Raw genomic sequence first — 15,069 nt, forward strand, 5'->3', positions numbered from 1 at the left:
GTAGGCTCCCCGGGTCGGCTGTGCGGCAGCCCCACGACCACCTGCGAGAACCCCCAGGAGACTGACGACCATGGCCGACCGGGTGACGGTGATCGGCTGGGACGGACCGCCGCTGACCGAGGCGGCACGCGCGGCGCTCGGCGCCGCCACCCTCGTCGCCGGAGCCGCACACCACCTGGATCTGCCCGAAGTCCCCGCACACGCCGAGCGCGTACGGCTCGGCAGCGTCGGGCTCGCCGCCCGCAGGATCGCCGCCCACCGCGGCACCGCCGTGGTCATCGCCGACGGCGACCCCGGCTTCTTCGGCGTCGTCCGCACCCTGCGGGCCCCCGAGCACGGTCTCGAGGTCGAGGTCGTACCCGCCGTGTCCTCCGTCGCCCAGGCCTTCGCCCGGGCCGGAATGCCGTGGGACGACGCGCAGGTCGTGTCCGCCCACCGCCGCACTCTGCGCCGCGCGGTCAACGTCTGCCGCGCCCACACCAAGGTCGCCGTCCTCACCTCACCGGGCGCCGGACCCGCCGAACTCGCCCTGCTGCTCGCCGGTGTGCACCGCACCTTCGTGGTCTGCGAAGAACTCGGCACCGAACGCGAGCAGGTCACGGTCATCACCTCCGACAGCGCCGCCGACCACACCTGGCGCGACCCCAACGTGGTCATCGTCATCGGTGGCCCGGTGGCCGCCGAGACCGGCTGGATCGCCGGCCGCGACCCCGGAGCCAAGCCGCGCGGCTGGGCGCTGCCCGCCGAGGCCTACGGCGGCGGCACCGGCGAGGGCGAGAACGAACGGCTCCGAGCCGCCCAACTGGCCCGCCTCGGCCCCCGCGTCGGCGACCTCGTCTGGGACATCGGCTGCGGCGTCGGCGCATTCGCCGTGGAGGCCGCCCGCTTCGGGGCCGCGGTGATCGCGGTCGACCGGGACGCCGACACCTGCGGCCGCACCACCGCGTCCGCCCGCCGTTTCGGCGTGCAGCTCCAGGTCGTGCACGGCAGCGCCCCGCATGTGCTCGAGGACCTGCCGGAACCCGACGTCGTACGGGTCGGCGGCGGCGGTGCACCGGTCGTCGCGGCCGTGGCCGACCGGCGCCCCGAGCGGATCGTGACGCATGCCGCCACCCGCGACGAGGCCGAGCTGATCGGCCGCGACCTCGGCGAGCACGGGTACGTCGTCGAGTGCGCCCTGCTGCAGTCCGTGGAACTGGACACCCGCGTCTGGACCGAGCGAGAGCGCTCGATCGCCTTCCTGATCTCCGCCCAACTGGACCGGCCCGCCTCCTGATCGGGCCGCGCCGCGCTCCGCCACCGCCGCGGTCCGCGCCGGATGAGGGCCCCTCGTGCGGGTGGGCCGTCGCCCCGTGACCTTGCTCGCCGGGCGCGCGCGGTAGGCTGGCCGATCGTTGTACTACTCCCGGGCGTTCGTCGTTTCGTACGTCAATGACCCGGAAAGTGCGCCCGATTTGGGGTGACTGTGGTACGGCAGCGGCCGGGGGACGCGCGACGTGGCGCAGCCCACAACGGGGTCGTGACGGATCTTCCGTTGTGATGCTGGTGCGGCCACAACAATGGCCTTGGCGTTCGGGCGTTCTGGCGCTTTGTCGTCATGGCGCTTCGGCGTCTTGGAGACGGGATGTTCGTGCCGCACGGCGCGCACGCTCGTTCTTGTCCATGGGTGGCCGCCGAGCCGCCCCGGGCGAGTCGGCCGAGAGTGGAGCACGACCAATGGGCGAGGGGTACGCATGACCGACACCGGCCAGGTCCCGGGCGAGGGACTGCCTCAGGACGCGGGCACGGTGGAGCAGCCGGGCACGGACATCCCGGGTGCGTACACCATGCGGGACGTTCCCGGTACGGGCGGCGCTCCGGCGGGCGAGGACGACGATCTGTTTCTGATGCCGGGCGCGCAGGGGGCGTGGGCCGAGACGCACCTGGCGGATCCGCAGGCGGCGGCCGCTGTTCCCGGGCCCGGGGCGCCGGTGGCCGGTGCGCACGAGGAGTCGGGGCGCGACAGCGGATCCCTCGACCTGGGCGCGGTGCGATCCGGCGGCGGAGACGCGGGGGCCCTTGGGCATCCCGGTGCGGCGTCCGGGCAGTACGACGTGGTGGGTGCGGGTGTGCACGGTTCGGGGAGTGCCCGGGGCGGCGTGCCCGCCGCGCCGGAGCCTTCGGCGGTGGGGCAGGACGGACAACGGCAGGCTCAGGGCGCGCCCGTGCGGCGGCCGTTGCACATGGGTCCGCCCGTTCCCGGTTCCACGGGCGCGGGGAGCCCGGTGCGTTCGCTGGCCGATCGGGGGCCTGCGGCGGCGCCGTCGGTGGCTTCTTCTTCGGCGCAGGCTGTGGCGGTGCCGGGTGCCGGGCAGGGGCCCGTGGGTGTCGGAGCCGGCGCTGGTGGCGTCGGCGGGCCGGTGGTGACGGGCGGACCGGTGCCTGGTGTCGCGGGCGGTGGCGTCCCGGCCGGTGATGGGTCGGCCGGTGATGCGTGGGCCGGTGACGCACCGGCCGTACCCGGTGCGGACGCGACGGCCGGTGGGCCGGAGTATCTGGACGTACCGCCGCACGAGGCGCCGATGCCCGGGCCGCAGTTGGGGACGATTCCGCCCCTGGGTGCCGCTCCCTGGGCGCCCGTGCAGAACTATCCGGTGATGTCTCCCGAGCATGCGGTCATGCCTTCCGGCGGTCCGGTGACTGCTCCCGCAGAAACGGTCGTCCCTGAGCAGAACGCTCCGCAGGATGCCGCCGAGATGGCCGCGGTGTCGCCGGGGCCGAGCGGCGTCGCGCCGTCGCGAGGCGTTTCCCTGCAGCGTGGCCGGGTGGCGGACCAGGCGGGTCCGTCCATGGAGGCGGCCGGGGGCGCGGGCTCCGAGCCGGGCGGCGCCGAGGATGCGGCGGGCCGGCAGGCGCTCGCCGCGGATGCCGCGCTGTCGGCCGTGCAGCGTGTGGTGCAGACCGGAGCGGCCGGCCCAGTCGCCCCGGGGCCTGCGGACGGTCAGGGCGGCTCCGAGGGCGCCGGACACGAGCGCACGCAGGGCGATGCGGTCGGCCAGGGCGACCCGGCAGCGAACGGGCCAGGTGCCCGGCCGCAGACGCCGAGCGGTGCCTCGGCGGCCGCGGAGGGCACGCAGTCCGCACCGGACGCGGTCCACGAGACCGCCGTGCGAGAGCCGGCGCAGGTCGCTCCGGCGCAGGCCGCTCCGGCGCAGGCCGGACCGGTGACGGCCGCCGCTCACGGGGCGGCAGGCATGAGTGACGCGCGGCAGACTGCCGCCGATGTGGCCCAGCAGCCCGGCGGGGCACCGCAAGGCCAGGTGGATGCCGGCGGTGCGGGGGACGCGGTGAGCGCCGGGCAGCCGGCCGCCGGCGCGCAGCAGAACGACACCGGTGTGGCGCGGAACGGTGGCGTCGCACAAACGGTCGCCGACCCGGCGGCCGGGGGCCAGGCGACCTCGATCGCGTCGGCGATCGAAGGGCAGGGGGCAACCGGTGGGCAGGGGACAACCGGTGGGCAGCCGCCGGCCGCCCGGCCCGCTTCGGCAGGGGCGCCCGCCACGGTGCGGGTCGGGGCGGCGGACGAGCAGCACATCCCTACCTCGTCCGAGACCCCGGCCACGGTTTCCGCGCAGCAGTCGGCGCCGGCCGGCCCCGAAGCCGTAGGCGCACAACTGCCCGAGACCGAGGGGCAGCCCGACCGGCTTCCGACCACCGACCAGGAGCAGCGGATCGCCGATCCCGCCCAGGCGCTCACGCCGACTCCGGCGCCGAAGGCCGGCACCGGGCGCCGTCGCCGGATCGTGCAGCCGCAGCCGGCGGTACGTTCTCAGGCCCCGCAGCCGCACGGACCAGCGGCCGGCGGGGCTCACCACCACCCGCACGGTGTCGTATCGCCTACGGATGCGGGCCCGCCCACCGAGGCCGCGTCGCCCGCGACCGGTGCCGCTCAGGCCGGTGCTGCGCAGAACGGTGCTTCCACGGGGGCGACAACCCGGCCCGATTCCGTCCAGCCTCAGCCGACCTCAGCCGACCCGCGACAGGCAGCCTCGGCGCCGGACACCGATCCGGGCAGCGCTGCGGCCGACACCACGACGCCGTCGGCCGCCCCGATCGACCAGGGTGGCGTCACGGCCACCGAGGCAACCGGGCCGAACGGGCCCGTGCCGGGGGATGGGGCGGCGCGTCCAGGCGTGAGCACCCCGGCCGATGCGTCGCCGCTCACGGGCGAGGCTGCTCGGCCCGGCGGGCCGGACTCGCTCGACGAGACGTCACTCACCGGTGACACCGCCCCGGTCGGCGGGTCGCCGTCCCGTCCCGGAGATGCGGCCCCGACCGGCGAGATCACGGCGACCGCAGAGGGCATGGCGCCCGCAGAGGTCATGGCGACCGGCGAGGCCGCATCGTCCGGCGAGGCCGCATCGTCCGGCGAGGCCGCATCGTCCGGCGAGGCTCCTCGGCCCGGCGGGCCCGTTCCGATCGGCGAGGCACCGCTTGCTGGTGGGGCTGCCCCGGTCGGTGAGGCGTCCCAGCCCGGCGAGGGCGTCGAGTCGGGTGCAGTATCACGGCCCGGCCAACCGGCTCCGTCCGAGGGGTCGCCCGTTCCGGGCAACTCGTACCCGCCTGCGGGGACCGTGCCGGCCGGCGGCGCCACGACTCCGGGTGTTACCACCGCGGCCGGCGAGCCGCTGCCTCCTGGCGAGACCGCTCCGGTCGACGGGGCGTCGCTCCCTGGTACTGCCGACTCGGTGGCCGCACAGCCCGGTGAGGCGCCGCCCGAGGATGGGCTTGCTCCGACCGGTGGAGCCGGAAGTTCCGGAGGACCGGCTCCGGTTGGTGAGCCGTTGCTTCCCGGCGAGCTCGCGACCGGCGAGGCGGCCCGGACCGGTGACGGTGCTACGCCTGGTGACGGGCCGTCGGCCGCTGGGGTGGCCGCATCCGGCGGGTCGGCTGCGCCCGGCGAGGCGCCGTTCGTGGGTGATTCTGCGTCGGCCGGCGTGGTCGCAGGGTCCGACGGGCTGGTTCCGGCCGGTGGGGTGTTGCTTGCCGGCGAGGCCGTAACGGGTGAGGGCTCGCGGACTGGTGAGGCGCCGCTCGCGGGTGATTCTGCGTCGGCCGGCGGCGCCGCGCCTTCCGGCGGGCAGTCTGATGGGGCGCCGCTCACCGACGGCGCCCCCGCGGAGGCCCCCAGCCAGGGTGCTGCGGCCGACGAGGCATCGCACGCCGGAGCGGCTGAATCGGCCGACGAGGCCGCACGACGCGGCGGGCCGAACAAGGCCGACGAGGCCGAACTCTTCGACGAGGCGGCACAGACCGGCGAGGCCGAGCGGTCCGGCGGACCGGTTCCGGTGGATGGGGCGTCGCCGACGAGCGAGGCCGCGACGGGCGGCGAGGACTCCCGGTCCGGCGAGGTGACTGCCTCCGGAGAGGCGCCGTCCGCGACCGATCCTGCGTCGGTCGGTGCGGTCGCGCCGACCGACGGATCGGTTCCGGTTGACGGCGCGGCGCAGCTTCCTCGTGGCGTCGGCGCCGCGGAGGCTACCCAGCCGGCCGAGGGCGCCGCTCCCGGCGAAGCCCTGCCGGCGGATGGCGTTGTCGCGCCCGGCGGGCCGGTTGCGACTGGTCAGGCCCCGCTTCCCGGCGCCGCCGCGCACGCCACTCACGTACCGCCTCCTGGCGAGGCATCCCGGCCCGCGCCGGCAGTGGCCGTACCCGACGACGGGCCGAGCCCCGTCCAGGCCACGTCCTCCGACGACGCACCCCACCCCCACGCGGCCGCGCCCGCCGCCGCGGCGCAGGGCGCACCCGCTCCCCAGGACGGAACATCGACCTCCCGCGGCCCCGCCCCGACGCCTCAAGACCCGCTGCCCATGGGCGAGTTCGCCGAGACCGACGGCCAGGTGCCGACCGACCCACACCTGGCACCCGCCCCGCCCGGTGCCCCACAGGAGGCACCGAGCCCCCGCCCCGCGGACGTACGGACCGAAACCCCGGCCGCACACGCGCCCGGGGCCCAGAGCCCGACCCCCGCACCCGCGGCCGCCCCCGCCCCAGTCCCGGACCGCCCCGCCACCTTCGGCGACGAGATCTCCGCGCAGTCGGTGCCCTTCGTCGTACCGCCCATCGAACTGCACGAGGAACCCGAGGCCGCCGTGCCCGCCCCGCGCGAGGGTGATCAGGGCGCGGCGGCCGGCAACCGAGCGACGCTGCCGAACGATTCGGCCGACGGCCCGCGAGCCGACGGGTCGCCCCCTCAGAACCCGAAGGCCGGAGAGCACGTGAACACCCCCCAGACACACGCCCCGCAGCACCCCTCCGCCGCCGCCGAGCCCGGCCGGCCGACGGGCGAGCACTCCGTGCCGCAGCCGGCCCCCGCCCAGGCAGGCGCCCCCGCCCCGGGCTACGACGAGGCCGAACGCGCCGCCGTGCAGCGCGTCATGCGCGAACGCCGCGACATCCGCAACGGCTTCCGCAGCGACCCCATCCCGCACGAGGTGCTCCTGCGCGTCCTCGAAGCAGCGCACACCGCGCCCTCCGTCGGCCACTCGCAGCCCTGGGACTTCGTCGTGATCCGGTCCGCCGAGACCCGGCGCACCATGCACGAACTCGCCATGCGTCAGCGGGACGCCTACGCCAAGTCCCTGCCCAAGGGCCGCGCCAAGCAGTTCAAGGAACTCAAGATCGAGGCCATCCTCGACACCCCCGTCAACATCGTCGTCACCGCCGACCCCACCCGCGGCGGCCGGCACACCCTCGGCCGCCACACCCAGCCGCAGATGGCGCCGTACTCCTCGGCCCTCGCCGTGGAGAACCTCTGGCTCGCCGCCCGCGCGGAGGGCCTCGGCGTCGGCTGGGTCAGCTTCTTCGACGAGCGTGAGATGGTGCGCACGCTCGGCCTGCCCGAGCACCTCGACGTGGTCGCGTACCTCTGCGTCGGCTACGTCGAGGAGTTCCCCGAGGAGCCCGAACTCCTCTCCGCCGGCTGGTCGAAGCGCCGCCCGCTGTCCTGGGTGGTGCACGAGGAGACGTACGGCAGGCGTGCGCTGCCCGGCGAGGAGCCGCACGACCTGCTCGCCGAGACCATCGGCAACATCCGCCCGCTGGACGCGAAGGCGCTCGGCGAGGCATGGGAGCGCCAGAAGCGGATGACCAAGCCGGCCGGTGCCCTCGGCATGCTGGAGATCATCTCCGCGCAGCTCAGCGGCCTGTCCCGGATGTGCCCGCCCCCGGTGCCCGAGCCCGCGGCCGTGGCGATCTTCGCGGGGGACCACGGTGTGCACGCCCAGGGCGTGACCGCCTGGCCCCAGGAGGTGACCGGCCAGATGGTGGCCAACTTCCTCGGCGGCGGCGCGGTCTGCAACGCCTTCGCCCACCAGGTCGGAGCCGAGGTCTGTGTCGTCGACGTCGGCGTGGCGGAGGAACTCCCGGCCACACCGGGCCTGTTGCCGCGCAAGATCCGGGCCGGTACGAACGACATGACCACCGGTCCCGCGCTCACCCGCGAAGAGGTGAAGGCCGCGATCGAGGTGGGCATCGACACCGCCCGCGACCTGGTGGCGGCCGGCAACAAGGCCCTGCTCACCGGCGAGATGGGCATCGCCAACACCACCGCGTCGGCGGCCCTCATCTCGGTGTACACCGGCACCGACCCGGCCGAGGTCACCGGCCGCGGCACGGGCATCAACGACGAGATGCACGCCCGCAAGGTCGATGTCGTACGCCGTGCTCTCGACCTGCACAAGCCGGACCCGGCCGACCCCGTCGGCGTGCTGGCCGCGGTGGGCGGGCTCGAGCACGCCGCGATGGTGGGCCTGCTGCTGGGCGGCGCCTCGCTGCGTACGCCGGTGATCCTGGACGGAGTCAGCGCCGGAGCCGCCGCACTGGTGGCCCGGGCGATCGCCCCCGAGGTGCTCGCCGCGTGCGTCGCCGGCCATCGCAGCGCCGAACCGGGCCATGTCGCCGCACTGACCAAGCTCGGCCTGCGTCCGCTGGTCGACCTGGACCTGCGCCTCGGCGAGGGCACCGGCGCGCTTCTCGCACTGCCGATCGTGCAGAGCGCCGCGCGCGTGATGCACGAGGTCGCCACCTTCGACTCGGCCGGCGTCACCGAGAAGTAGCGCCGTCCCGTACGGCCGCCACCGCTCGGCGAGCGAGCGAAGCGTGACGGGGGAGCGACAGCAGATCACCCCTCCACGCGCGCGTGTGAGGGGTGAGAACCGTCCGTGGTCGTGCTCCACGCGCGCGTGGAGCACGACCACGCACGGACGCGTACCGGGTAAGACCTCGCCGCCCCCGCGCCGTATCGTGGACCCGCACCCCCACACCCCGTCACCGCACGTCAAGAGCCGCTCCACCGTCGCAGCGGCAGCAGCAGCCCAGCCGCACCGGGAGCCCCACCGCCATGGCAGCACACCCCGCCTACCCCGTAGGACTCCGTCTCGCCGGCCGCCGCGTCGTGGTCGTCGGAGGCGGACAGGTGGCCCAGCGCCGCCTGCCCGCCCTGCTCGCGGCCGGCGCCGACGTGGTCCTCGTATCACCGTCCGCGACCCCCTCGGTGGAGGCGATGGCGGACGCGGGCGAACTGACCTGGCACCGCAGGCGGTACGCCGACGGCGACCTGACCGACGCCTGGTACGCCCTGATCGCCACCGGCGACCCCGAGGCGAACGCCCGCGCGTCCGCGGAGGCCGAGGCCCACCGGGTCTGGTGCGTCCGCAGCGACAACGCGGACGTCGCCACCGCCCTGACCCCCGCCACCGGCCACACCTCCGGCGTCACCGTGGCCGTGCTCACCACCGAGCTCGCGGAGCGCGACCCGCGCCACACCGCGGCCGTACGGGACGCCGTGGTGGAGGGCCTGCGCGACGGCACCCTGGTGGCTCCGCAGCACCGCACGGCACCCGAAGGACCCAGGGTCGCGCTCGTCGGCGGGGGCCCGGGGGACCCCGACCTGATCACCGTCCGCGGCCGGCGCCTGCTCGCCGAGGCCGATGTGGTGATCGCCGACCGCCTCGGCCCCCGCGACCTGCTCGCCGAACTCCCGCCGCACGTCGAGGTGATCGACGCCGCGAAGATCCCGTACGGCCGCTTCATGGCCCAGGAGGCCATCAACAACGCCCTGATCGAACACGCCAAGGCCGGCCGGGCCGTCGTACGCCTCAAGGGCGGCGACCCCTTCGTCTTCGGACGCGGCATGGAGGAGGCCCAGGCACTCGCCGAGGCCGGCATCCCCTGCACCGTGGTGCCCGGCATCTCGAGCTCCATCAGCGTGCCGAGCGCCGCCGGCATCCCGGTCACCCACCGCGGGGTGGCACACGAATTCACCGTGGTCAGCGGACATGTGGCACCGGACGACGAGCGCTCCCTGGTCGACTGGCCCGCGCTCGCCCGGCTGCGCGGCACACTCGTCGTCCTGATGGGCGTCGACAAGATCGGCGCGATCGCCGCGGCCCTGGTCGCGGGCGGGCGCGCCCCGAGCACACCGGTGGCCCTCGTCCAGGAGGGCACGACGGCCGCCCAGCGCCGGGTGGACGCCACCCTCGAAACCGTCGCCGAGACCGTCGTACGCGAAGAGGTCAGGCCGCCGGCCGTCATCGTGATCGGCGACGTCGTGGAGGTGGGCCCGGGCGCGCACGGCGATCCGCACGGAGATCCGCACGGTGATCGGTAACCGCAGGTAACCAAATCGCGCGCACCCCGTTGGCACCCTTCGCACGACAAGGCAGTATCACCCCTGTGTCCGACCTCATCACTGTCGAAGACCCCGACGACCCCCGGCTCGGCGACTACACCAACCTGACCGACGTCGAGCTGCGCCGCAGGCGCGAGCCGGCCGAGGGACTGTTCATCGCCGAGGGCGAGAAGGTGATCCGGCGCGCGAAGGACGCCGGCTACGAGATGCGCTCCATGCTGCTCTCGGCCAAGTGGATCGATGTGATGCGCGACGTCATCGACGAACTCCCGGCCCCCGTCTACGCCGTGAGCCCCGAGCTCGCCGAACGTGTCACCGGCTACCACGTGCACCGCGGCGCCCTCGCCTCGATGCAGCGCAGGCCGCTGCCCGGCCCCGCCGAACTCCTCGGTCTGCCCGGCGAGGACACCGCTGCACCCGCCGGCCCGGCCGCCGCGCCCCGCATCCGCCGGGTCGCCGTCTTCGAGGACATCGTCGACCACGCCAACCTCGGCGCCGCCTTCCGCAACGCCGCGGCCCTCGGAGTCGACGCCGTACTCCTCACACCGCGCTGCGCTGACCCTCTCTACCGGCGGGCGGTGAAGGTCTCCATGGGTGCCGTCTTCCAAGTCCCCTGGACCAGGCTCGAGTTGTGGCCGAAGGACGCCGAGCTGCTGCGACGCGCCGGCTTCACCTCGGCGGCGCTCTGCCTGAGCGAACAGGCCATCAGCCTCGACGAGCTCGCCGCACGGAACCCGGAGAAACTGGCACTGATCTTCGGCACCGAGGGCGACGGCCTGACCCAGGACGCCCTGATGGCCGCCGACGAACACGTCCGCATCCCGATGCACTCCGGCGTCGACTCCCTGAACGTCGCCGCCGCCTCCGCAGTGGCCTTCTACGCGACCCGCTTCAGGACCGAGCGCACGGCCTGACGAGGGCCGGAGCCCCGGTCGGGTCCGGTCCCGAACTCCTGGGCGCCTGCACGGTTGTCAGTACCGGGGCTTAACGTGACCGCATGGCAGTAGTCGCAGAGCTGATCACCTACCCCGTCAAGGGATGCGCCGGCACGCCGCTGCAGCATGCCCGCCTCACCACCGCAGGTCTCGAGCACGACCGCAGCTTCATGGTCGTCGACGGGCAGGGCGTCTACCGCAGCCAGCGCGGCCACCCACGGCTCGCGGTGATCCGGCCCGAGCCGAGCCCCGACGGGACCAGCCTGACGCTGAGCGCACCTGACATCGAGCCCCTCACCATCGACATCGACCTCGAATCACCGCGCTGCGACGTGGAGTTGTTCGGCGAGCGGTACCGCGGCATCGCCCAGCACAAGGACGCGTCCGGCTGGCTCTCCGAGGTGCTCGGCGCCGAGAGCGGCCTCGTCCGCGTACCACCCGAGCACGACCGGGTGACCGACGGCCTCACCCCCGGCACCTGCGCCTGGGCCGACAGCGGCGCGGTCAACATGGTCTCCCGAGCCGCCCTGGACACCCTGAACGACCGCATCGTACGAGCAGGCCGCGCTCCCCTGCCGATGAGCCGTTTCCGGCCCAATGTCGTCCTGGACGACTGGGCGGCGCACCGCGAGGACGACGTCCGCCGGATCGAACTCGGCGACACCGAGCTGGCCTTCGCCAAACAGGTCGTACGCTGCGCCGTCACCCTCGTCGACCAGGAGTCGGGCACCAAGGCGGGCCCGGAGCCGCTGCGGAGCCTGGCCGGCTATCGGCGCTCGGCCGGGGGAGGGGTCGTCTTCAGCGCCAACTTCTCCGTGCTGCGCCCCGGCCGGGTGGCCGTCGGCGACGAACCGGCCGTCACCGCCTGGGACTTGACCGCGGCCACCGCCCCACCGACCTCGGCGCTCCGCGGCGAGCCGGCTCCGCCGAACCCTTGGGCGGGCCCCTGACAGCCCTGCGCGGCAGCAATACCGAGCGCCACCAGGAGGGTCACCACGACGAAGACCACCAGCCGCTGCCGCAGCAGCCGCGGATTGGCCGGCACCCGCCGTCCGGTCCCGGTGGTACGGGAGGCGGGGCGGCCGGCTCCACTGCGCGGCGCGGGACGGCGGCCCGGACGGGTCGTGTTCCGCTGCGCCGGCGGACGCTGCCCCACGCGCGCCCCCGAGGCTCGCTGCGCGCCGGTCGTACCGCTGCCCGATGCGCGCCGATGGGCCTGCGATTCGGTGCGCTCCTCGGCGGACCTGCCCACCGAAGGGCGGTCGCTCTCCCGCCGCGGTGCGGGAGCCCGGGTGTCGGTCAGGCCGTGCGCCTCGCGAGCGGCGATCTCCTTCAGCCGCAGGGACAGTTGAAGCGTGCTGGGCCGTTCCTCGGGGTCCTTGGCCAGACACGCGCTCAGCAGCGGCGCCAGAGCGTCCGGCACCCCCCGCAGCTGTGCGGTCTCGTGCACCACCCGGTAGAGCATGACCTCCGAACTGCCGTGCCCGAAGGGCGAGTCACCCATGGCCGCGTACGCCAGCGTCGCGCCCAGCGAGAACACATCGGTGGCCGGTGTGACGGCCGCACCGCGCACCTGCTCGGGCGCCAGAAACCCGGGAGAGCCGACCGCCGTGCCCACATGCGTCAGAGTCGAGGCGCCGGTCGCCCAGGCGATACCGAAGTCGATGATCCTCGGCCCCTTGGGGGACAGCAGGATGTTGGACGGCTTCAGGTCCCGGTGCACCACTCCGGCCTCGTGCACCGCGACCAGGCCCTCCGACAGCGCCGAGCCGACCGCGGCGACCTCGGCCGCGGACAGCGGGCCTTCCTCGGCGACCTTGTCGTGCAGCGAGGGGCCGGGGACGTACTGCGTGGCGAACCAGGGGCGTTCGGCCTCCAGATCCGCGGCGACCAGGCGCGCGGTACAGCCGCCCCGGATCCGCCGGGCCGCCGACACCTCACGGGCGAACCGGGAGCGGAACTCCTGATCCTCCGCCAGATCGGGCCGGATCACCTTGAGAGCGACCCGCTGCCCCCGGCGGTCGGAGCCCAGATACACGACGCCCATGCCGCCCGCACCGAGCCTGCGGTGCAGCCTGAACGAGCCGACGACACGCGGATCCTCGCGCCGGAGCCGCATCATCGCCATGCTGAATCCCTGTCGCCCTTGGTGCCCGGTTGTCCTTGCCGCCCTGACCGAATGACGAGCCACAGCTTACGTTTCCCCGGCCGGGAGCGTGCAGAGGCCGCGCCTTCGGCGACCGATTCACCGACCGATCGATTGTCAGTGCCCGGTGGGAGAATTGACCCATGGTCAGAAGAACCGGCGGGCAGGCCGGTCGTCGACCGCGACCGGAGCCCCAACACTCCGTCGCAGAAGGGGGATTGACTCCATGAAAGGTGACCGGGTGGAGATCGTCGTGGACGCGGGCGACACGACACGGACGTACGAGGTGGTGGCCGGCCGGGCGGGCCGCCGGGTGGAGACCGCAGTGCGCCGCGGCGTGGTCGAAGTGAGCGAAGTCACCCGCAGTGGATCGGTCGTACGCACAGCGCGATTCATGGCGAACAGGGTCCTGGCCCTGGTCGAACAACCGATACCGAGGGAGGACCCGGCGGAGGCGGCAGCGCGCCGACCCCTGGGGGAAGTCCCCGAGTCCTAGGTCCACGTCTCCACCCAGGGGAGTACATGACGGTGTGAGGGGTCATCCCGCAGGAGGCCCGGCATTAGGTACGAGGGCATGACGCCCGAAGGGCCCCGTCCGCCTAGATTTGTTGTCAAGCGGCGGGTGCAGCACTCGTCCCCCGAGGTCAGACACCCGCCGCTGCCAGACGACAGGAGAGGAACCATGGCCGACACCGCGACGCGGACCATGATCCGCACACGGGGACGCAAGGTGCAGGCGGCATTCGGAAGCCGCCAGTCCGGCACGCGTCACCCGCTGGTGGCCACGGCCATGGTGCTTCCCCTGGCGGCCCTGCTCGTGGTCGTCTTCGGCGGCTGGGAAGCAGTGGTCACACAAGCGTCGTCCGTGGGCGTGATGCTGGGGCGCTGAGCGGCGCCTCAGGCCCGGAAGAGCGGTCCGGGCGGGGACATCCGGCCAGTGAGCCCCGTGGGGACGGGGGTGCGGCGGACGGCACAAATGCTCGCGCAGCTGGGGAGCTGCGCGAGCATTTTTGTGTGCGCACACTCCCGGGCCGCCGTGCGGCCGGTCCCCGTAGGCTCGACGCGAAGTCCGGCCTACGGCGGGGGAGCGGTGACCAGTACCTTCCAGCGGAAGTTGACGGCCGTCGTCCGCGACCTGGTGCACCCGGCACGTGACACCTGCGCCTGCACGGTGCGCCGGGCCGTACTCGCCGACCGTGCCGACGGCACCGTCGTCCGCCACGGACCGGCGGTCGCCAAGGCGCACGCGTCCGACGGCGACCCGTCCCGGCTGGCCGTACGCATCGCAGTCGCCGCCCATCCCACGCTCGCCGGGGTGCTGCTTCCCCCACTGCCGGCCTCGCCCGCTCCACTCACCGCGGTCGACGGCCGCCCCGTGTCCTGCTGGCCCTACGGTTCCCCCGTCGATCCCGAGGCTCCCCACCAGGCCCCCTGGTCCGCCGCCGGCACGCTCCTCGCCCGCCTGCACCGCACCGACCCCGCCGGTCTCCCGGGCCCGCTGCCGCCGATGCGCGGCCCCGAGAAGGCGGCCGCGTCCCTCGACCGGATGCGCCGCACCGCCACCCGTCCGGCGGCCCGAGCCGTGGAAGAGGCCTGGCAGACTCTGCCCGCCTGGGCCCGTGCGGCAGCGCCGATGCCGGCCCCGGCCGCCCTCTGCCACGGCGACTGGCATCTCGGCCAGCTCGTACGGACCACGGACGACGCCCACGGCTGGCTGCTCATCGACGTCGACGACCTGGGCCTCGGCGTACCGGCTTGGGACCTCGCGCGCCCCGCCGCCTGGTACGCCTCGGACCTGCTGCCCGCGGAGGACTTCGCCCGCTTCCTGGACGCTTATCGAGCGGCCCGCGGCCCTGCCGTGCCACCGGCCGGCGACCCCTGGCCGGCACTCGACGTACCCGCACGCGCCCTCACGGTCCAGACCGCTGCCACGGCCGTCGCCAAGGCGGCCGCCGCGGGCCGTGCGCTGGATGAGGTGGAGCAGGCGATGGTCGACTCGTGTGTCCGAATGGCCGCTCTCCCACCGGAGTTGGACACCGCATTTCCCAAGTAGGGTTCCGGAGAAGGAAGCCGGACTCCGTACCGGTGAAGCTGTTCCGAGCGGCGAGGAGTTGAGCCCGAAATGCAGTGTCCGAAGTGCCGAGCACCGATGCAGACGTACAACCGCAACGGCGTCCAGATCGAGCAGTGCAGCGGCTGCCGGGGGATATTCCTGGACTACGGCGAACTCGAGGCGCTCACCCGGCTCGAATCGCAGTGGGCCCAGCAGGCTCCACCACCCGCCCCTCCCGCCCCGGCGGCCCCCGGCCACCAGGCCG

Annotated in this window: 9 protein-coding genes and 1 pseudogene; 9 read left to right on the plus strand and 1 reads right to left on the minus strand. The window is 74.3% G+C overall.

Going from position 1 to position 15,069, the window contains the following annotated elements; genetic code table 11:
- The first annotated feature begins 70 nt into the window (after window positions 1–70).
- The 5 genes and pseudogenes from cbiE to DY218_RS01105 all read left to right on the plus strand — a co-directional run.
- Window positions 71–1,276 carry a precorrin-6y C5,15-methyltransferase (decarboxylating) subunit CbiE gene (gene cbiE, locus DY218_RS01085; RefSeq protein ID WP_128553905.1) on the plus strand — a complete coding sequence of 402 codons (1,206 nt, stop codon included), beginning with the start codon at window positions 71–73 and terminating at the stop codon, window positions 1,274–1,276.
- A gap of 457 nt (window positions 1,277–1,733) precedes the next feature.
- A complete protein-coding gene (gene cobT, locus DY218_RS35765) occupies window positions 1,734–8,096 on the plus strand; it encodes a nicotinate-nucleotide--dimethylbenzimidazole phosphoribosyltransferase (protein WP_407703529.1) in 6,363 nt (2,120 codons plus the stop codon).
- Between the two features lie 284 nt (window positions 8,097–8,380).
- A complete protein-coding gene (gene cobA / locus DY218_RS01095; protein ID WP_128553904.1) occupies window positions 8,381–9,649 on the plus strand; it encodes a uroporphyrinogen-III C-methyltransferase in 1,269 nt (422 codons plus the stop codon).
- Window positions 9,650–9,714: 65 nt separating this feature from the next.
- Window positions 9,715–10,584 carry a TrmH family RNA methyltransferase gene (locus DY218_RS01100; protein ID WP_128553903.1) on the plus strand — a complete coding sequence of 290 codons (870 nt, stop codon included), beginning with the start codon at window positions 9,715–9,717 and terminating at the stop codon, window positions 10,582–10,584.
- Between the two features lie 83 nt (window positions 10,585–10,667).
- Window positions 10,668–11,474 (plus strand): annotated as a pseudogene (locus tag DY218_RS01105) (MOSC domain-containing protein); the annotation flags it as partial.
- Here DY218_RS01105 and DY218_RS01110 read toward each other — a convergent pair.
- A complete protein-coding gene (locus DY218_RS01110) occupies window positions 11,372–12,733 on the minus strand; it encodes a serine/threonine-protein kinase (RefSeq protein WP_128553902.1) in 1,362 nt (453 codons plus the stop codon). The pseudogene DY218_RS01105 and the gene DY218_RS01110 sit on opposite strands and share 103 nt — an antisense overlap.
- 244 nt (window positions 12,734–12,977) lie before the next feature.
- Here DY218_RS01110 and DY218_RS01115 point away from each other — a divergent pair, with 244 nt between their 5' ends.
- The 4 genes from DY218_RS01115 to DY218_RS01130 form a co-directional block, all read left to right on the plus strand.
- Window positions 12,978–13,247 carry a hypothetical protein gene (locus DY218_RS01115; protein ID WP_128553901.1) on the plus strand — a complete coding sequence of 90 codons (270 nt, stop codon included), beginning with the start codon at window positions 12,978–12,980 and terminating at the stop codon, window positions 13,245–13,247.
- Between the two features lie 186 nt (window positions 13,248–13,433).
- On the plus strand, window positions 13,434–13,640 hold the full coding sequence (locus DY218_RS01120; protein ID WP_128553900.1) for a hypothetical protein: 207 nt from the start codon (window positions 13,434–13,436) through the stop codon (window positions 13,638–13,640).
- Window positions 13,641–13,841: 201 nt separating this feature from the next.
- Entirely contained in the window at window positions 13,842–14,804 is a 963-nt protein-coding gene (locus DY218_RS01125) for a phosphotransferase family protein (protein WP_233521280.1), read from the plus strand.
- Between the two features lie 69 nt (window positions 14,805–14,873).
- On the plus strand, window positions 14,874–15,069 hold a 196-nt coding region (locus DY218_RS01130), incomplete at its 3' end, for a TFIIB-type zinc ribbon-containing protein (protein ID WP_199566576.1).

It is taken from the genome of Streptomyces triticagri, from assembly GCF_003429565.1.
GTDB lineage: Bacteria > Actinomycetota > Actinomycetes > Streptomycetales > Streptomycetaceae > Streptomyces > Streptomyces triticagri.

What these genes read in the sequence shown, in the direction of transcription:
- cbiE (WP_128553905.1), top strand. Translation starts at nt 71, where the DNA reads ATGGCCGACCGGGTGACGGTGATCGGCTGGGACGGACCGCCGCTGACC.
- cobT (WP_407703529.1), top strand. Translation starts at nt 1,734, where the DNA reads ATGACCGACACCGGCCAGGTCCCGGGCGAGGGACTGCCTCAGGACGCG.
- cobA (WP_128553904.1), top strand. Translation starts at nt 8,381, where the DNA reads ATGGCAGCACACCCCGCCTACCCCGTAGGACTCCGTCTCGCCGGCCGC.
- DY218_RS01110 (WP_128553902.1), bottom strand. Translation starts at nt 12,733, where the DNA reads ATGGCGATGATGCGGCTCCGGCGCGAGGATCCGCGTGTCGTCGGCTCG.
- DY218_RS01115 (WP_128553901.1), top strand. Translation starts at nt 12,978, where the DNA reads ATGAAAGGTGACCGGGTGGAGATCGTCGTGGACGCGGGCGACACGACA.
- DY218_RS01120 (WP_128553900.1), top strand. Translation starts at nt 13,434, where the DNA reads ATGGCCGACACCGCGACGCGGACCATGATCCGCACACGGGGACGCAAG.